Source organism: Methanolobus sp. (assembly GCF_030682845.1).
In the GTDB taxonomy this organism is placed as follows: domain Archaea; phylum Halobacteriota; class Methanosarcinia; order Methanosarcinales; family Methanosarcinaceae; genus Methanolobus.
In genome coordinates this window covers 1-19,321 of the sequence record NZ_JAUXNK010000003.1, presented here as the reverse complement: position 1 = coordinate 19,321, position 19,321 = coordinate 1, and the positions used below count along the sequence as shown (strand labels likewise).

Sequence of the window (19,321 nt, the reverse complement as noted above, 5' to 3'; positions counted from 1 at the left end):
TTTCTCACTAGAAGCCAGCCTCCTTCACAAAAGGGCCCTCTGGGAGGCAGAAGAGAAGAATAAGGCTTATGAGGCCAGAATGAACGCAGAATCTTTTAATCGTGCAAAAAACGAGTTCCTTGCCACTATGAGCCATGAACTGCGTACACCTCTTAACTCCGTAATCGGTTTTTCGGATGTCATTCTAGAGGGATCTTCCGATGGTTTCAATGAAAAACATATTCAATATGTAGGTTATATCTCAAAGAGTGGCAAGCATCTTCTGTCTCTGATCAATGACATTCTCGATCTGTCAAAGATAGAGGCTGATGATATGCCGCTTCACTATGAGCGAGTGTCTGTGAAGACAATGCTCGAAGATGTTGTAATGACACTGAAGCCCATATCTTTGAAAAAGAAAGTGTCAGTAGTGATTTCGCGCGTCAGTAATACTATTTTAGTGGCTGATCCCGGCAAGCTAAAACAGATACTTCTCAATCTTCTCAGCAATGCTGTCAAGTTCTCACACGAGGGTGGAACTGTCTACATCTCTTCATATGAAGCGGATGGCATGGTCAAAGTTCACATAAGTGATAGTGGCATTGGTATCCCGGCATCTGCTCAACAGGAAATCTTTAAGCCTTTCAAACAACTTGATTCTTCCCTTGAGCGCAGATACGAGGGTACAGGTCTTGGACTGTACATAGTTAAAAAACTGACTGAAATGCATGGTGGAACAGTTTCCATGGAAAGTGAAGTGGGCAAAGGCAGCACTTTCACATTATCCTTGCCGGTTGTCCCGGCTCATGGCGTCGCAGGCTATCAGTCATGCTGATACATGAAGGCTTCATCCAATCCTTATATATAAATTCCTTACATAACTTCTATTCATTGGGTGAAACGCATGGAGATACAGGACTGGGAAAAACACTACGAAGACGCCTATATGATTATCACTCGTTCTTTAAAGGATATACGCGGGGTTTTTGTTGCTTATAACAGCAATATAGATGCTATCAAGCGCCTCAATGAAGACGAAATAAGGAAGCTCATCGGTATTCTTGGGTGCAGTACCATTCAGGAGCAGGTCACTCAGTACCCTCGGGAGATAAAGGACCCCGTGGATCTCATGGCTCGCCTGGTCATTTCCATGCGTGACGGGAAGGCTGCGGAAGTGCCAACCTACAACACAGACATCCATGAATGGTTAATGGACAATCTTGGTTTTGACCGGGCACGTATGGGCGGACAGGCAGGTATCATGTCCAATCTGCTGGCAAACCTGGGTATTCAGAATGTCATTACCTACGTGCCATGGTTATCAAAGGAGCAGGCGGAGTATTTTGTGGATTCTCCAAATCTCAGGCATCCGGCTGTAGAGGGTGGTAATCTTGTTCTGAAGCACCCAAAGGAAGTTTATGATCATCAACTCAAACCCAAGGTAAACTGGATATTAGAATACTCAAAAGGTACCAATGTCTGCTGTGCAGGAGAATGTTTCACAGTTCCCAGGGATAACCGCCTCATCATATCCTCCCGGCCGGACTGGCTTCACATAGACATGAGCAATGAGCTCTACGAGCGGCTCCCGCAGATAAGGCAGGGCATAGACGGGGCTCTGCTTGCAGGCTACCAGATGATAAAGGAAGAATACGATGATGGCACAACATACAGCTATTATGTGGAGAAGGCAGTCAATGTCATCACTAGGCTAAAACAGTGCAACCCCAGGATGCAGATACACGTTGAGTTCACATCCATACAGAACCGTGTCATTCGCAAGGCCATCCTGACCGATATAGTCAAAAAGCATGCCACATCCCTTGGTCTTGACACAGTTGAAGTTGCTAATGCACTCAACGTGCTTGGATACGAGGAGCTGGCATTCGCGGTCATGAGCAAGGACGAGAAGAGCGTTGTCGCCTTGTACGAGGGGGCCGTCAGGCTGCTAAAAGACCTGCAGCTTCAGGTTGTCAACATCCATTCCCTGGGACATTATATCAGTCTTGTTTCCCGGGACCATCCGGTAGATGTGGAAGGTCACCGCGATGCGCTGCTGTTTGCTTCGATACTGGCGGCTACCCAGGCTTCCATTGGACATATCAATAGCATCGACGACACAAAGGAAGGGCTGGAGGTGCCTGTCTACGATAAAGGCCACGAGGATCTTGGCAGCCTGGCTACCTACCTTGTGCGCAAAGGGGTATGCTCTATGGATGAGTTTGAGAGCGGATGCATCAATGCCATGGGACACAGCCTTGTGATCGTGCCGACAAAGGTCGTAGACAAGCCCACGGGCACCGTAGGCATAGGGGATGCCATATCTGCAGGTGCCTTTATAGCCCTGCTGACCAAGATCAAAGACAAAGGGGAAAAATGTCCGGAGCATACATGAAAATCCTATGCGCTTATAATGCGAACATCGATGCAATATACAAGGTGAACGGCCTGCAGATGAGCTCATTTGCTCAAGATTATGGGGAAGAGATATCTGCCAGGCTGCAGAAGCCTCCCGGCTCGATATCATCGATAACTGACTTTTTTGCAGGACTTTTCCTCTGCATGCAGAATGGTACCGGCGCTGAATGGATGGTCCGGGATGAGGACGTTTTCCAATGGCTCAAGTCAAGTTTTCTTGAAAGCTCTTTCATGCGCATGGGCGGCAACATGGGCATAATGGCAAATGTCCTGTCAGAACTGGGTGCTTCCAGGGTGATACCGAACATTCCCAATCCTTCCCCGCTGCAGATGTCCTTTTTATCTGACAGGGCGATATACGTCCCGGATGAAGGCAGCCTTAAAAGGAGTTCCGATATCCATAACAGTGAGCCATCAGCATATGCTCATGAAATGATACATTTCGTATTCGATTTCAGCAAAGGCGATAATTTCTTTCTCAACGGGAAGGATATGTCAGTGCCAAGGGAGAACAGGTTCATTGCCACATATGATCCCCTTAACTTTGAGCTGCATATAGATGAAGAATTCAGTAAGTACGCCCTCAGCAACATCAGGGATATAGATGGTGCTCTGATAGCAGGATACCACATGCTCCGGGAAACCTACCCCGATGGCAGCGGATATGAGGGAAAGCTTCGCAGGTCCCTGGAACAGCTAAGGGCATGGAAAGACCGGAACAGTAAGCTGCATATACATGCCGAGCTGGGCCATTTCTCCTCGGCAGGCATAGCCTCAGCTGTCTTCTCAGGCCTGGCATCCCTTGTTGACAGTATTGGCATTAATGAGGACGAACTTGCCATGCTTGCGGGTATGTATAATATAGATAGTTCCGGGATACTTGAGATGGATGCCTTATCCATAATACGGGCATCCACAGTCTTATGTGAATCCTTCGGAATCAGGAGGATACTTATTCACACCCGGGAGTTCGTGATTTCAGTTTCCCCGACATCGGCCTATGAATCTGTTAAAACATTCGAAGCCCTGCATTTTGGTGTCAAGTGCGCAGCAGCGTTTGCGTGTACCGGGAAACTGGCAGACAGGAACACTTTGCTGGCAGTCGCTTCCGGGATAGATGAAAGTGAGCCCGGCAGGATGCAGATGGCAAAGCTGGAAGATAATATCCCGATTCAGTACCGGGAAAATGGTATAATTGGTGAATATCATGGCTATTCTGTGTGTGCAGTTCCGACCCGGTTATGCATTCATCCCGTATCGACCGTAGGGCTTGGTGACACTGTATCTTCCGCTATATTCTTAAGGGAACTCGAACTTGGGTCATGATATGTACAAGCTTTTCTGTGAGGACTTCAACCTGGACTACACCCTTGACTGTGGACAGGCCTTCAGGTGGAACAAGATAGGTTCATGGTGGGTGGGTGTTGTCAATGGCAGTATCGTTCGCTTGCAACAAGACCCGCAGAGTAGCGAAGTGCTTGTGGATTCGTCCCTCTCAGAAGCATACATGGAAAATTACTTTCGTTTCGATGATGACCTTGATGTTATCCTGTGCCAGGTCAATAAGGATAGTTTCATGGATGAGGCTATAAGGAAATATCGGGGACTCCGGCTTATAAGGCAGGACCCGTGGGAGTGCCTGATATCCTATATGCTTGCCACTGCCTGGAGTATCCCCAACATCAAAAGGGGAATATCCCTGCTGAGCAGCACCTACGGGGAGGAATTAGAGGACGGACTTTACAGTTTTCCTGAACCTGAAGCCCTCGCAGGTCTATGTGACGGTGAACTGAGGGACTGCAAACTGGGATTCAGGTCAAATCGCATAGTTAAAGCTGCAAGGCACGTTATGGATGATAATCTGGTGCTGGATGAGCTGTTCACAATTGGCTATAAAGAAGCAAAACAGCGCCTTATGTTCCTGGAAGGCATCGGCGAGAAGGTTGCTGACTGCATCCTGCTTTTTGCATTTGATAAAATGGAAGCTTTCCCAGTGGACACCCATGTCGAGAAGGTAGTCAGGCATTACTATGGAGACCACGAATTCTTCAACGGAACTGCCACAAAGAGCAAGATAGGGGACTGGGGGCGCATGTATTTCGGAGAATGCTGCGGTTATGCGCAGCAGTATTTCTTTTACCAGAAGAGGCTTGAAGGCCTCATCTGATGTGAATGGTTGTAGAATAAGCAAAAACTGGAGAAACATGCACCAGTTGCTCTAGACCCTTTTCCATTTTCTCAGGAATCTCCTGAAATCCTCATCTTTTATGTTGCAGATATCTTCGTTCTCCAGCACCATATATCCTTCTTTCACGGCTTGTGTAAGTTGCTTTCCCATGGAGCAGGTTGCCAGTCTTTCGTCAAGGAGGTGCTTTGCTGCCGGGTACTTCCTTCTAATGTCCGCAACATAGTTCCCGTCCTCTATGTAAAAAGCGAAAGCGTCCTCTGAACCCTTATACTTTGATATGAAGCTCTGTGCATGCTTCCGTTCCCATACCGGCGGACCTCGATGCTTCTTGACATTGGGTAATCTGGCAGAGCTCAATTCAACCATAACAATAGCTTCTTTTCCTGCCCATCTGCCGCTGTTCAGTACAATGAAAGCATGCTGTTCAAACAGTGCCCGTACACTGGATTCCATTTTGTCCAGCTGGGGGTAGATCACATCGTCAACAATATCCGGCTTCCTGAAAATAATGGCAATAAAGGAGCTTTTCCTTTCGGATATCATTTCCAGCATTTCCTGGTCAGTAAGGGGTTTCTCGGGTACAGGGAAGAAGAACTCGGGAGTAGGCTCCTCCAAATAGGAACAGCACATGTCAATGAAAGTGGCAAACTTTTCTACAGAAAGGGCTGCAGCCACATTCCTTTTTGGGTCGGTTGGATCAACCACCACAAGTGGTTCATTATGTTCCACAGAGCCATGTTCCTGAAGATCGATAACAATTCCCGGTTTCCAGTTGCATGCATTGGATAAGACCTCCCTGAAGGAGCCATAATGGATGACCAGCAGTTCCGTGAGGTATCCGGAAAAGCCCTGGGTTCGCAGTTCTGAACCGTAGACACCGGTACCTTTCATGAACTGCTTAAGCTTGAGAACTTCATCTTCGATTCCTCTGATGTGCTTTTTGACGAATTTATTGTGAAAGGGTGTTCTGTCAACAGCAGATTTTATGTTCGAGGCGCAATCCACCGCAAAACAGGGAACTACATCAACATCGAATCCTTTGTACTTCATATTAAGATAAGGGTGTTCAGCGTAGCGCTCTTCGAATCTGTCCGCATCCTTTGCTATTTCCCTTGCTATCATCAGGCCGTGCTTTTCCAGCTCGTCCCTTGTAGTATGCACAGGGAACGGGATAAAGATATCAAGGTCATGCGTCCCGGAAGTCCATGTTCCCCTGGCTGCGGAACCCACAAGTTTTGCCCGGATGCCTTGAATTCCGAGTGTAATCGCAGTGGAATCCACTTTATGAAGAAGCTCTTCTACTACCAGAAGGAGCCTCTTTCTCTCTCCGGGGGAAGGTTTGACTCTGCTGAGAACTTCTATTTCGACATTCATTATCGTATCCATTTGAGAGTTAGTTCTTTTTTTCTGATATCAAGTTTTGCATATTCAGTATGTCAAGTTAGCCAACATCCGTAAAGTACCAGTTTTCTATCCTTATATTCCGGTTTTTATTAACATTCATATGTTGTTATTATAATAACAACAAATTCTCTGGTTTTGATAAACTATTTATAGAATCAATCTTATCTATGCCAAAAAAGATATATGTTCAAACCTGACGAAAAATCGCGGAGGCATTATATATAAAGAACTTCTTTGAGAGGCTTGGCCAGTTTATTGAAGATAACACCATCCCTATTATTCTCATTGCCCTCTTGTGCATCATTATTTCATTCCAGGGTGCACAGTTCATAGAGATGAAGTCAGGAACAGATACCTTCGTCGAAAAGACCTCCACATTGTACCAGGACTTTGATCACCTCTACCTAAATCTTTTCAGCACAGGGTCGATAGTCATCCTTGTAGAGGGTGATGATGTCACAAATCCTGCTGCTCTTGCGGGAATGGACCGGATTCACCAGATTGCTCAGAACATTCCGGGCGTAATTGAGGTTACCTCTCCATCACAGGTAATAAAGGATGCCAATTACCGCAATACGGGCACCCGGGTAATTCCCGACGATGCTGATACTCTCGATTCGCTAATCGCTTCTGACATGCCTTCATATATAATGCCTGACAGGACACATGCAGTGATCTCTGTTGTTTTCAGCGGGACCACTTCAGACAGCATGCAGGAGGAGATCCTCCGTGAAACGCAGGCTTCGATCAAGTTTGCCGAATTCCCTCCCGGCTATAAGATAATTGTTACCGGTGATGTGGCTTTCAACAATGCGATGAACAACGAGATGAATTCCAGTATGGGTACACTGCTCGTAATTTCAGTACTTCTGATGGTACTGGTACTGTACATCGTCTTCAAGCATGTGCGCTGGAGACTTCTGCCTCTTCCGGTGGTCTTGCTGGGTATTATTTTCACGTTTGGGGCAATGGGCTATCTGGATATTCCCATGACAATGGTCTCAATGGCAGCCTTTCCTGTACTCATAGGTCTTGGTATCGATTATGCGATACAGTTCCATAACCGCATCGAAGAGGAATTCGAACGTAACCACTCTGCTGCTGATGCTGTGATCGAGACAGTTAAGCATACGGGACCTGCAGTTTTGATCGCTCTTATAATCACTGCACTTGGTTTTGTATCGCTTTTCACCTCCTCCGTTCCTATGGTGCAGGACTTCGGGAAACTGCTGCTTATAGGCATCATCATGTGCTTTATTGCTTCCCTGTTCGTGGGCGTGACGGTTCTTTATGGCTTCCATGAAGTTTCACAGCATCCTCTTTTCACAAAACTCAATTTCAGGAAAAAGTCAGTCCCGGGTTCAAAGAAGAAACGCGAAAATGAAGTTCATAAGCCCGATCTGACAGAAAAGCTGCTGGAAAAGATGGCTGTTATCTCTATGCGCCATCCTTTAATTGTGATTGGGATTGCAGGTTTCCTTTGTCTTGGCGGCATGTACTTTGACGCGCAGGTTCCGATACAGACAGATGTCCAGACATTTGTTCCCCAGGATATGCCCGCACTTATTGATCTGGTCCACCTGGGTGAGATTCTGGGAGGAGCCGAGGAGCTCAATCTGATTATAAAAACGGACAATAATGCAGACCCCCGACTGCTGGAATGGATAGACCATTTTTCATCCCATGAGGTCGATAACCGGGGCCATATATACAGTTCATCCAGTATTGTCGATGCTGTCAAATCCATGAATGAAGGGATGATACCTGATAATTCCCAGGACATCAAAGAATTATATTCGCAGATACCGGAAGTCCAGAGGGAGAGATATCTTCACGGAAATAATATGCTGGTCCTGAACCTGGGCATTGGTAATGCGATGGGAGAGCTCGGTCTGGAAGGCATCAAAGACCTTACACATATAGTTGAAGAGGACATTAGATGGATGCCACCTCCACCTGGCACCAGTGTCACAATAACGGGAGGTTCTGTGGTGTTCTTCACGGTCATCTCGGCACTTACTTCCGGGCGTATGATGATGACACTGCTTGGACTTGTGCTGGTCTTTGCAGGTCTTCTTGTAATATACCGTGACTACCTGAAGGCCTTGACCCCGGTAATCACTATGTTCATGGTCATTGGCTGGTCAGGCGGACTGATGTATTATCTGGGAATAGAATACACTCCCATGACCGCTACACTGGGAGCTCTCATCCTGGGTGTCGGTTCAGAGTATGCGGTGCTCATGATGGAGAGGTACTTTGAGGAAAGGGAGAAAGGAGCATCTCCTGAGGAAGCAATGAAGGAGTCAAGTGTTAAGATCGGAAAGGCTATTGTGACTTCCGGTCTTACAACTGTCTTCGGATTTTCTGCCCTGATAGCTTCACCCTTCAGCATGACAAGTAATTTCGGCTTCATAACTGTCTTAAATGTCATCCTGGCACTGCTTGCTTCGTTCATTGTATTCCCTGCAGTTATAGTGCTTCTTGACAAGCACCGTGAGAGCAGGAAACGCAGGAAAGATGAGCATGCTTTGCACATTATTGGTTCTGATGGAAAAATAGTCCCGAAGGAGGCAGCGTTCTGATGGATATAAATGATAAAATGCTTATGAGGAGGTTTAGTATTGTAGCTGCTGGGCTCTGTATCCTTATGGCTGCAGTGATTCCTATTGTGTCAGCGTCCACAGCAAAGGAATTCATACCTCCCGCTTACGAACTCACTACAAACTATTATCGTAGTTACGGCGAACCCGACATCTCAGTTTCCGTGTTGGGTGACACCGAACTTGAGAGGGGGGAAACGGCCAGTCTGGAGCTCGTTCTTTCTAACAGGGGAATATTCTACGGTGTCAAAAGCATCACCAATGTCGGCACATCCAAGTCGGCTCATGCACGGTCTTTGCAGGAGCTGGAATATGAAAAGCTCAGGACGACCGCCTATGGGGTAAAAACAAGCCTTGTCTCCGGTACAGAATATATTGCGGTCGATCCTGCAACCAGCAGCCAGACATTAGAAGACCCTTTGTATCCGGGCACTTTGCCAGAAGACCCGCTGGTCTATACAGTCACTGTATCCAATAATGCACCGGCGGGGGTCTACATGCTGGAGATGCCTGTAAGTTACGAATATCAGAGCGATGTCAGAATGACTGGCGGCAAGGCAGTGACATTGGGTCTGCCAGACCTCGATCACGTGAAATACTATACGCCTGTGAATAAGATGCTCTATGTTCCGGTTATTGTAAAGCCGGCTGCAAAGTTCGAAGTGACGGATGTTTCCGGCGCGCTTGTATCTGGCAAGGAAACCACTGTCAATATCACTTATACCAATGTGGGCGAGCTTCCTGCAACAGATGCGGTCGCCAGGGTGATATTGATGAAACCGCTTGCTACAGGCATTTCTGTCCGCACTCTGGGTACACTGATGCCAGGTGAGAGCAGGACGGTTTCATTCGCCATTTTCTCAGAGGGGCAGGCACTCGATAAAACGTATGCTCTTGACACAGAGATAAAGTACCGTGATACTGATGATGATCTTGCTTACTCCGGCAATATGAAAGCTAATGTAAGGATGCAGTCCCCTGAGAGGCAATTCAATATCACTGGAATGGCTCTGGCAGGCATATTGCTTATGTGCGTTGTACTTATAATCAAATCTTTAAAAAAGAATCGCAAAGGATAAACATCATTTAGGATCGGAGGAATATATATGCCCAATCTGGAACACTTGAAGAAGACAACTTCGATAATCATATTAACATTTATGATCATGCAGGCTGTAGTGCCTGCAAATGCACAGATGTCGCTAATGGACATCAAAATGCCGGATTTCTTCAATTTTGACGAGAACTATTATACGGTCTATGGCGGCCCTGACGTGAGTGCAACGTTCATTGGAAGCAATGAATTCTCCCGCGGGGATAAAGTGACTATAAACCTGGAGCTTATGAATAAAGGTGTTGTGACCGGATTCAAATCGGAGACACGGTCCCGTTCGCTTACAGATCTTGAGCAGAAGCTACAGCAGACAGAGATGGGTTATGAGGCGCAGCGAACCACCGCGATAGGTATTGTCGCTATCCTCAACTCCACTGATCCTCATATCAGGGTCAAGTCCGGTCCCCAGGAAGCAGGAACGCTGCCCAGTGGCCAGCAGGTTGAGAACCCGGTGAAGTTCAACATTGAAATATCAAAGAATGCACCGGCAGGTACGTACCCTCTTACACTTGACATGTTCTATGGTTATCAGGAGAATGTGCAGATAAGCGGTGATGATGAGACTGACTTGGGAATAACCAATATGGAAGTTGGCCTGTGGTATGCTGTAGGGCATCAGAACCAGACTGTGAATATTATTGTAAAGGACGAAGCCCGCTTTGAGGTCGTGGAAGTTGAGGGCGACCTGTATGCCAGCCAGGAGAACCTCCTTTACGTGACTTTCAGGAACAGCGGTGAAGAATCTGTGAAGGATGCGATAGTCAGGATAAGTGCTGACACTCCCTTCAGTACTACTGACGATCAGGCTTTCCTGGGCTCGCTTGCTCCCGGAGAAACCGCACGGGCGCTCTTTAAGATAAAGGTGGATGATTCTGCTGTGCCAAAGCAATATGCTATCAGCAGTGAGATCAGATATGAAGACAATGATGGTCACAGCCGGATATCTGACACGCTCAAGATCAGGACCCATACCTTGCCCGCAAGGTCTGCTTTTGACGGACTCTCCGGGAACACATGGATCTTTGCGATCATAGCCATCGCACTTGTATCCGTGGCCGGATATCTCGCTTACGGCAGGTTCTTTAAGAATAAGGGATGAACTCCCTTATTTCCTCCGGGCCTATTATGGAACACAATACTCAAATGCGATTCTTTAATTCGGTTTACTGATATGGTATATCTTATCGATTCTCTGCGCAATCTCGGATTGACCGCCTATGAGGCAAAAGTATTTGTAGCTCTCACTAAGAAGGGCAGCAGTACTGTCGCTGATGTGCATGAGCTTTCCGGCATTCCCCGGTCCGCTGTCTACGGTGCACTGAAAAAACTGGAAGAAAAGGGCATAATCGAAGTCCGAAATACCAAGCCTATGGAATATAAATGCGTTCCTCCGAAGATTGCTATTGAAAGACTGAAAACTGATTTTACCCTCGAGTCCGGCAATGCGCTCCTTCAGCTTGAGGAGATTTATGAGTCCGTTGATCCGAATGGCAATGACGAGTCCATATGGACAATAAACGGCTATCGGCATGTAACAGAAAAGATGATGCAGATAATAAGTGGTGCAAGAAAAGAACTCTTTTTGACTGCTCCGCATCCTTTCAACAGGGAGATCCCAGGAGAAACACCGCGTTTCGCTGAGAAGCACCACTGTATGATGCATAAGATTCTGCATGACAAGATACAATCCGGAGTACGGATGAGGCTTATATCCTACGAAATCGAAAAGGCCCTCTCCATTGCAAAAGATCTGCCAGGAGCTGATGTAAGGGTATATGTCAGTAAGGAAGGGAAACTACCCTCAAAAGGTGGTATTATCGTTGTTGACTCCAGTGAAGTGCTGATTGATATAAAGGAGGCAGCAGGGAACAAAGAGGACCTGACTGCCTTATGGTCTAACGGAAAGGAGTTCGTGACAATATTCAGTCACTTGCTGGAAGTCGAATGGGAATCTTCGGAAGAGGTCAATGCTTCTCTGAATGATTAAATAGTCCAATGTTCTCCTTTTTGACAACATTGTTATAGTTCTTGTAACCAAGTATGTCAACTATCTGGTTAGTATGTTTTCCCTTGATCTGCTCCAGTTCTTCGGATGTATAGTCGGTTATACCCTTAGCGAATATTTCTCCCCCGCACCTGATCTCTATTATATCGCCCCTGTCAAAACTGCCTTTGACATTGAGCACGCCTGAGGGAAGCAGGCTCATGCTATCCATTATAGCAGCCCTTGCGCCTTCATCTACATCTACAGAACCTGATGATCTTGAGAGTATTACCCAGCGTATCCTGTTCCTGTGCACTTCCTGGTTTGCAAGGAACAGCGTGCCGATATCTTCGCCTTCGAGCACTCTGCTGACTACGTCTTCGGTGCTGCTGTTCGCAATTACCATATTGCAGCCGGCCATATGGCATATCTTGGCAGCCTCTATCTTTGTGCGCATCCCTCCGACACCTTTCATGCTTGTGGGGCTGCCTCCATAGCTCTCTACTTCGGGGGTGATCTCCTCAATGACACTTATCATATGTGCATCATCATTGCGCTTGGGGTTCTTATCGTAGAGGCCATCGATGTCGGAAAGTATTATGAGCAGGTCTGCTTCTGTTTTGCTTGCGACCACTGCTGAAAGTTTGTCGTTGTCACCGAAGGTTGCCTCTATCTCATTGACGCATACAGTGTCATTTTCATTGATGATTGGAATAACCCCATAGCTGAGCAGTGTGGAAATGCTGTTCCTCAGGTTAAGGTAAGTGAGCCGGTTTGAGAATGACTCATATGTCAGCAGTATCTGAGCCACCTTGAGGTCATGCTTGCCAAAGGAATTGCTCCACTCCTGCATAAGCACACTCTGTCCCACAGCCGCACAGGCTTGCCTGACAGGTATTTCCCTGGGACGGCATCCAAAGCCCAGTATATCGATACCTATGCCGATAGCTCCGGAACTCACAAGGATGACCTGCCTGCCCTGCTCATGCAGAGCAGCAACCTGGGAGGCCATACCGTCCATGAACCGGTGATTGAGTTTTCCATCCTCGGTACTGATGGAAGACGTACCTATCTTCACCACTATCTTGTTAAGACCGCTAAAGAGCTCTTTCCTGTTGATCACGATCAATGCCTCTGTAGTAAAGGAATAAGGGGTATGCGCACCATCTATGAGTTCATTCTATATCCATTATTTCCGAGATGTCCCTGTCGAGTTTCCTGTGGGTGAACTTACGGGCATCAGGTCCCACGTAGTCTGCAACTTTATCTCCATCGCCAAGGAGTATATATTTGTATATCAACAGCCCTTCCATGCCTACAGGTCCCCTGGCATGGATCTTGTTAGTGCTGATACCTACTTCTGCGCCTTTCCCATACCGGAACCCATCTGCGAATCTGGTTGAAGCGTTCACCATTACGCTTGAGGAGTCTACAAGATCCTTGAACAGTTTTCTGTTGTACAGGTTCTCTGTGATGATGGCGTCAGTGTGGTGGGAACCATATGTATTTATGTGGTCGATGGCCTCTTCGATGGAATTTACTATCTTGATGGAAATGATCAGGTCGTTATATTCGGTGGACCAGTCCTCTTCCGTAGCCCGGGCGATACTTTTGAGGAATTCTATGTGCTCAAGGATAGCATAGGACTTTCCATCACAGCGCATTTTCACTCCCGCACTGTCAAACATCCGTGCCATTGATGGCAGGAATTTATCAGCTACATTTTCATGGACCAGTAAGGTCTCGATAGCGTTACATACCGCAGGGTATTGCACTTTGGAATCTAAACAAACACTGTAGGCTTTACCAAGTTCGGCGTTGCTGTCAACATAAGCATGGCATATGCCGTCTGCGTGTCCAAGGACAGGTATCCTGGTGTTGTCCTGGATGAACTTTACAAATGCATTGGAGCCTCTGGGAATCAATAGGTCGATGTATGCGTCCATGCTTAAAAGGTCCTTTACTTCCTCCCTTGTTTCTATCAGCTGGAAAGCTCCTTCGGGCATGCCTTCTATGGATTGTGCAGCCTCCACAAGTATGTCAAATATCGCGCGGTTGGAATTGGACGCCTCGCTTCCACCCTTGAAAATAGTGGAGTTCCCGCTTTTGAGACACAAGGACATAACCTGTGGCACTACGTCAGGACGCGCCTCAAATATAACGCCGATAAGCCCTATGGGGCAGCTTACCTGGTAGAGCTCAAGTCCTTTATCAAGCTCAAGGGCGCTGATGGTCTCACCCACAGGGTCTTCCAGCTTAATGACATCCCTTATCCCGCTAATCATTCCGTTTATTTTGCTGTCGTTGACCTTCAGCCTGTCCACAAGTGCCTGAGGGAGCTCCCCTTTCCTTTTGAGCTTCTCTGCCAGTTCAACATCCCTTACGTTCGCCTCCAGTATAGCCTGGCGGTTCTCATCCAGTGCCCTTGCCATAGCTTCAAGGGCGGCGTTCTTTGTCGCCGTGTCAACACTTGCAAGTATTATAGATGCCCTTTTTGCCTGCATCACTTTAGCTTCGATATCTGTAACCATGAACAATCATCCGGATAAGTTTGTAAAAGAGGATATGGGATATGTTTCTCGTAAATACAATGTAACCTAATGCAAATAATTCTTTACACATATATTTGTCGATGTATTTTACTTTCTGCCCAACCCCTGTCACAGGATGAGAACTACCAGGACCTTTAACATAATCTATTACTATCTGCTAACAAATATGCCATAAATGCCAGACCCGGATATCCTCTTTTTCATTGCTGCTTTATTTGCCGAGATAGTCGGGACCATGGCTGGCTTTGGCTCTTCTACGATTTTTCTTCCCGTAGCTTTGCTCTTCTTCGACTTCAGGACTGCACTAATATTAGTAGCGATATTCCACATGTCTGGTAACATTGGCAGAATCACCTTCTTCAGGCATGGTTTTAATAAAGGGATGTTGCTCAGGTTTGGTGTCCCAAGTGTCATATTTACAATTATTGGTGCATTGCTTGTAGATTATGTGCCACAGCACTTTCTGAAGGTGATACTTGGCCTTTTCCTCATTATCTATGTCGTACTTTCAATCTCCCAGCCAGGCCTGGCCGTGCAACCAACAGGAAGGAACACCCTGTTTGGAGGCAGCATTTCCGGTTTTTTCGCCGGGCTGATAGGTACGGGTGGTGCGCTTATTATTTTGTTCCGCTACTTTTTCTTATGGAAATTGCGGGTTCACTCATCGGGAAAAGGATTGTATCAACGGTGCCACTGGAAAAGTTCCGGATATTCGTGCTTGTTTGTATCGGGGTGGTGAGCCTGAAGTTTATTTATGATGGTCTGGAAGCTGTTTTGTAATTTGTTTATCCCTTCAGAAATGTTTATTAATAATCATTAAGTTAGGGCTAGCAGGAGATTCTCATGAGAAAACGCGAGTATATGCTGGGAAATGGTGCGATAGCGCGCGGTATAGTGGAGGGTGGGGCGCAGGTAATATCCGGTTACCCTGGCACACCCTCCTCCGAGATAATCGGCACCCTTGCTTCAATGAAGGAAAGGAATTTCTATGTCGAATGGTCGGTGAATGAGAAGGTCGCTCTTGAGGTAGCTGCGGGAGCTGCTATGGCGGGTGTGCGTTCCATTGTCACCATGAAACATGTGGGGCTCAATGTAGCCGCAGACCCGCTGATGACCCTGGCCTATACAGGTGTCAAGGGCAGCATGATCGTTCTTGTGGCCGATGACCCTTCGTGCCACTCTTCACAGAACGAGCAGGATACTCGCAGGTACTCGCAGTTCGCACTTATCCCGTGTCTTGATCCTTCTACACCGCAGGAAGCAAAGGATATGATCCCTTATGCTTTCGGTTTGTCCAACAGGCTGCAGCTTCCGGTAATTTTCAGGACGACCACCCGAATATCCCACGGGAAATCCGATATAGAGCTTGGTCCTGTAACGCAGGACATGCCTGCAGCTGATTTCGAGAAGGATCTTGAGAAATGGGTGATGATACCAAAGAATGCCCGTGTGCGCCATCCTCATCTGCTTAAATTACAGGAGGATATTTCCAGGGAACTGGAAGATTCACCATGGAACAAGCTTGAGCTACGCGAAGGTGCAAACTTTGGTGTGATTTCTTCGGGCGTGGCTTCTGTTTATGCAAAGGAGGCGCTCCTCAGGCTGGGTGGCGATGCATCCTTCCTGAAAATAGGGACTTATCCTGCTCCTGAAAACAAGATACGCTCCATGCTGCAAAGCGTCGATAAGGTAGTCATCCTGGAAGAAATGGAGCCTATGGTTGAAGAGCAGGTGCGCATGATCGCCCAGGAGATGGGCCTGCATGTGGATATCATCGGAAAGATGAAAGGGCCTGTTCCAAGGATCAACGAATTGAATGTTGACGTGTGCATGGATATACTTTCAGGTATACCTGAAGCAGGATGCAAGCCAGAAGTAAGCATTGTTGCCAGGACCGAATCAGGAGGATGCGGTCTGGAACTGCCCCAGCGCCCTCCGGTGATGTGTCCAGGATGCTCTCACAGGGCTACTTTCCACGCCATGAAAAAAGCCTTCGGAAAAGATGCTATCTTCCCCAGTGATATCGGTTGCTACACCCTGGGAATACTGAACGGGGCAGTGGACACCACTCTCTGTATGGGTGCAAGCATAACCGTTGCAAGCGGGCTGTATTATGCAGGTGAGAAACGGCCCATATGCTGTTCCATTGGTGATTCCACATTCTTCCATACCGGGATGAACGGCCTGCTCAATGCCATCTATAATAAGGCGGACATAACGGTGACCATTGTAGATAACCGTATAACGGCCATGACCGGGCACCAGCAGAATCCGGGCATGGGGAAAACTGTAACGGGTGAATCTACCGTTGAGGTTTCCATTGAGGCCCTATGCCGTGGAATGGGCGCTGAGTTCGTGGAAGTTGTTGACCCTTACGACCTTGAAAGGACCGAGGAGGTCTTCAGAAGGGCCAGGGATTTCAAGGGCACTTCAGTGGTCATAACCAGGCAAGCATGTGTGATAGATGCAAAACGTGTCGGTGTAAGGAGGAAACCCTTTGTTATAGATACTGAGAAGTGTACAGGTTGCAGGACATGTGTGAGGCTTGGCTGTCCTGCCATCGAGTTTGATGTAAAGGTTAAGCGTGCAAGGATCAATGCAACGTGCACCGGCTGTGGTGTCTGTGCAATGATGTGCAGGTTTGAAGCGATCTCGGAGGTGAAGAAATGAGTGCAAAAGGAATATCTGATTTCGATCTTGTGATAGCCGGTGTCGGTGGACAGGGTACCATCCTTGCCTCTGATATAATCGGCAGGGCAGCTGTCAGGGAAGGTTTTTCCATACGTGCAGCTGAGACTCACGGTATGGCCCAGAGGGGCGGCTCAGTTGTAAACCATATAAGGATAGGTTGCACGCTCGGATCCATGATACCTCTGGGAGGTGCAGATGTGCTGCTTGCCCTTGAACCCAGTGAGGCGCTTCGTTACCTGGATTATCTGGCTGAGGACGGAGTTGTAATAGTAAACACCGAGCCCATACTTCCTGTCACAGTGACATCCGGGCTCTGCTCATATCCTGATGTTGGGGAAATAATGGCATCACTGCAGGGAAAACGGAAAGTTGTGGGTTTCAATGCCACACAGCTAGCTATCGAGGCAGGTAATGCGCAGGCCATGAATGTCCTCATGGTGGGAGCGATCTCGAACTATCTGCCTTTATCACCTGATATCATGCTTGATTGTGTAAGGGAACTTGTACCTCCAAAGACAGTGGACGTTAATGTGAGAGCATTTGAACTGGGAAGAGCTCAAAATCAAGTTTGAACTTCCTGGTTTATTTCCATTTGATCCGAAGTTTCCGTAATGTTTCTGTAATATTTCCTTTTTCTTTTTTTATTCTGTCTTATTCCGGCTTAAACTGCATCCTATTTTATCATTTATTTATTATAATTGCTTCTAAATATATACATCTTTATATTTATTGACTTATTTATATTTTTGGCGATGTCTTTAAATTATAGTATTGTATAATATAATGTGCCTAAAAATATAGGAGGACTTATATGGCATCTGTTGGTCAAAAATTGTTAGATGTTCCCTTCGGGGAAATGATCAAAGAAATGGCTTTTGCCATTGCAGAGGGGCAGACTGCACTTGATATGAATTCTGTCAATGTTGCTCAGGCTCTTGCCTCAACACAACTGGAACCTGGAAGCGTTATTCTATATATCGAGGAAACCGTCGATGATGATGGAAACGTGACAGCCTCAAATGTGGTTACGAATGATAAACCCATGTCCCTGTTAACCTATGGTCTTGAACCGCGCTTCTATGAGTTCACTGAGTCCATTATAGAGGTCAAGATGACGATCTCGATGAAAATGGAATTCTCGACAGAGCACAAGTACAGCCGTGAGTTCAAGTTCACCAACGAGTCAAAGGTCAAGGGAAGTTACCAGTCCGGTGCTCTGGCAGGTCTCCTTTTCGGGAAAGCCAAAGTGAACGCGGAAAACACTACTAAGGTTGCATACACTTCCACCTATGATGCAAGCTACAAAGCCAAATACTCCTTCAACGAAGAAGGTACAAGCCTGTTGCGTACTACACTGAGGCCAGTACCGCCACCTGAGAGGGCTGTGCCAACCGTGAGAGTTAAAACAAGCTCTTAAACGTGAAAAGATATCTATGTGTTAGTGCAGGAATACCTGCATTGACCTTCATTTTCTGATAACATAGAAGGAGATATTGTTTTGGCATCAAACGGTAATGAGAATATCGAAGAGGTTCTTGTCGCCCCGCTCTCGACCATTCTGAGTGAGATGGGTAGGTCCATAGCACAGACACAAAAGGCACTTGACCGTAATTCCATTGATACGCAGATAGAGCTTTCCACAGACGAGGCGCTCAAGGAGTATAATCTTGAAGCTACCTGGTACCACATACCTGAAGTTGATATCGAGCTCAAAATGTCACTGACAATGAAGTACGAGACCGAGCTGGATTCCAAGAACCGGATAAGGGGGTATAAACCCGTATTGAACGCAGCGCCTCTTAACGCTTCTTACAAATCACTTAATTCCTATGCTGTAGAAGGTTCCAGTATCCTTAAGGCAAAAATAGTATCAATACCTCCTTCCACCAGGAATGTGGAAGGGTGATTATCGGGGGGCACAATGGCTGACATCAATGAACTCAAGATAAACATTGAAAGTTTGAACAGGTCAAATAATGCTGATCTAAAGAAGCAGAGCTACACCCTGGTCCAGAAAAGCCTTGAAGGGTTGGATGCTGAATTCACATCTCTCCGGAAGGACCTGTCTCTGAAAACTGAGGCACTGGAACACGTTAAAAAAGAAAATCTTACGCTTAAAATGGAACATAATCTGCTTAGTGATAGGTTAACACGGATAATTAAAGAGAAAGCAGAGGTCGAGAACAAACTGGAACTATTGTCCCGCGCACGGCCTGAACTTTCGTCCGCGAACCTGGTCCGGGCTTTCCGTGATTCCCTTGAACAGATGGATGAGAACCTCAATGCCGGTTCCTCAAGGACTAACTATCAGATAAGCTCCATGAACATCAGGTTGAAGACTAATCTTTCCATGCAGGACAACGAGCTCAGGTTCCAGCTTCCAAAAGC

At 46.8% G+C, this 19,321-nt stretch carries 17 protein-coding genes; 14 read left to right on the top strand and 3 right to left on the bottom strand.

The genetic code is table 11. The annotated features are described in order from the left end of the window. The 4 genes from Q8J68_RS00260 to Q8J68_RS00245 all read left to right on the top strand — a co-directional run. On the top strand, positions 1 to 814 hold an 814-nt coding region (locus Q8J68_RS00260), incomplete at its 5' end, for a HAMP domain-containing sensor histidine kinase (protein WP_305309570.1). A gap of 69 nt (positions 815 to 883) precedes the next feature. Further along, positions 884 to 2,374, top strand: coding sequence for an ADP-specific phosphofructokinase (gene pfkC, locus Q8J68_RS00255; protein ID WP_305309569.1), 1,491 nt, complete (start codon positions 884 to 886; stop codon positions 2,372 to 2,374). Beyond that, the gene (locus Q8J68_RS00250) at positions 2,371 to 3,723 is read left to right on the top strand and encodes an ADP-dependent glucokinase/phosphofructokinase (RefSeq protein ID WP_305309568.1); all 1,353 of its coding nucleotides are present in this window, start codon (positions 2,371 to 2,373) and stop codon (positions 3,721 to 3,723) included. Before pfkC ends, Q8J68_RS00250 begins: the two co-directional genes overlap by 4 nt. 1 nt (position 3,724) lies before the next feature. Then, positions 3,725 to 4,564, top strand: coding sequence for a DNA-3-methyladenine glycosylase (locus tag Q8J68_RS00245; RefSeq protein WP_305309567.1), 840 nt, complete (start codon positions 3,725 to 3,727; stop codon positions 4,562 to 4,564). Between the two features lie 51 nt (positions 4,565 to 4,615). Here Q8J68_RS00245 and cca read toward each other — a convergent pair whose 3' ends face one another. Beyond that, complete coding sequence (gene cca / locus Q8J68_RS00240) at positions 4,616 to 5,971, bottom strand: CCA tRNA nucleotidyltransferase (protein WP_305309566.1); 1,356 nt, start codon at positions 5,969 to 5,971, stop codon at positions 4,616 to 4,618. Between the two features lie 353 nt (positions 5,972 to 6,324). Here cca and Q8J68_RS00235 point away from each other — a divergent pair, with 353 nt between their 5' ends. From Q8J68_RS00235 to Q8J68_RS00220, 4 genes are all read left to right on the top strand, one after another. After that, a complete protein-coding gene (locus Q8J68_RS00235) occupies positions 6,325 to 8,574 on the top strand; it encodes a hydrophobe/amphiphile efflux-3 (HAE3) family transporter (protein ID WP_370867567.1) in 2,250 nt (749 codons plus the stop codon). Next, complete coding sequence (locus tag Q8J68_RS00230; protein WP_305309565.1) at positions 8,574 to 9,671, top strand: COG1361 S-layer family protein; 1,098 nt, start codon at positions 8,574 to 8,576, stop codon at positions 9,669 to 9,671. Before Q8J68_RS00235 ends, Q8J68_RS00230 begins: the two co-directional genes overlap by 1 nt. Before the next feature lie 27 nt (positions 9,672 to 9,698). Further along, entirely contained in the window at positions 9,699 to 10,805 is a 1,107-nt protein-coding gene (locus tag Q8J68_RS00225; protein WP_305309564.1) for a COG1361 S-layer family protein, read from the top strand. Between the two features lie 72 nt (positions 10,806 to 10,877). Further along, positions 10,878 to 11,693 (top strand): TrmB family transcriptional regulator, encoded by an 816-nt coding sequence (locus Q8J68_RS00220; RefSeq protein WP_305309563.1) that lies wholly within the window; start codon positions 10,878 to 10,880, stop codon positions 11,691 to 11,693. Here the strand turns inward: Q8J68_RS00220 and proB are convergent. Continuing rightward, positions 11,671 to 12,813, bottom strand: coding sequence for a glutamate 5-kinase (proB, locus tag Q8J68_RS00215; RefSeq protein ID WP_305309562.1), 1,143 nt, complete (start codon positions 12,811 to 12,813; stop codon positions 11,671 to 11,673). The two genes, Q8J68_RS00220 and proB, sit on opposite strands and share 23 nt — an antisense overlap. A 52-nt stretch (positions 12,814 to 12,865) precedes the next feature. Continuing rightward, positions 12,866 to 14,221, bottom strand: a complete 1,356-nt coding sequence (locus tag Q8J68_RS00210; RefSeq protein ID WP_305309561.1) for a glutamate-5-semialdehyde dehydrogenase — start codon at positions 14,219 to 14,221, stop codon at positions 12,866 to 12,868. Between the two features lie 196 nt (positions 14,222 to 14,417). On the opposite strand from Q8J68_RS00210, the gene Q8J68_RS00205 reads away from it, so the two are divergent. From Q8J68_RS00205 to Q8J68_RS00180, 6 genes are all read left to right on the top strand, one after another. Beyond that, positions 14,418 to 14,981 carry a sulfite exporter TauE/SafE family protein gene (locus tag Q8J68_RS00205; RefSeq protein WP_305309560.1) on the top strand — a complete coding sequence of 188 codons (564 nt, stop codon included), beginning with the start codon at positions 14,418 to 14,420 and terminating at the stop codon, positions 14,979 to 14,981. Positions 14,982 to 15,085: 104 nt separating this feature from the next. Further along, complete coding sequence (gene iorA, locus Q8J68_RS00200; protein ID WP_305309559.1) at positions 15,086 to 16,912, top strand: indolepyruvate ferredoxin oxidoreductase subunit alpha; 1,827 nt, start codon at positions 15,086 to 15,088, stop codon at positions 16,910 to 16,912. Next, complete coding sequence (locus Q8J68_RS00195; RefSeq protein ID WP_305309558.1) at positions 16,909 to 17,505, top strand: indolepyruvate oxidoreductase subunit beta; 597 nt, start codon at positions 16,909 to 16,911, stop codon at positions 17,503 to 17,505. Before iorA ends, Q8J68_RS00195 begins: the two co-directional genes overlap by 4 nt. A gap of 239 nt (positions 17,506 to 17,744) precedes the next feature. Beyond that, the gene (locus Q8J68_RS00190) at positions 17,745 to 18,350 is read left to right on the top strand and encodes a hypothetical protein (protein WP_305309557.1); all 606 of its coding nucleotides are present in this window, start codon (positions 17,745 to 17,747) and stop codon (positions 18,348 to 18,350) included. Between the two features lie 81 nt (positions 18,351 to 18,431). Next, complete coding sequence (locus Q8J68_RS00185; RefSeq protein WP_305309556.1) at positions 18,432 to 18,839, top strand: hypothetical protein; 408 nt, start codon at positions 18,432 to 18,434, stop codon at positions 18,837 to 18,839. Between the two features lie 15 nt (positions 18,840 to 18,854). After that, positions 18,855 to 19,321 (top strand): hypothetical protein (locus tag Q8J68_RS00180; RefSeq protein ID WP_370867566.1); only part of this gene is annotated, 467 nt, incomplete at its 3' end.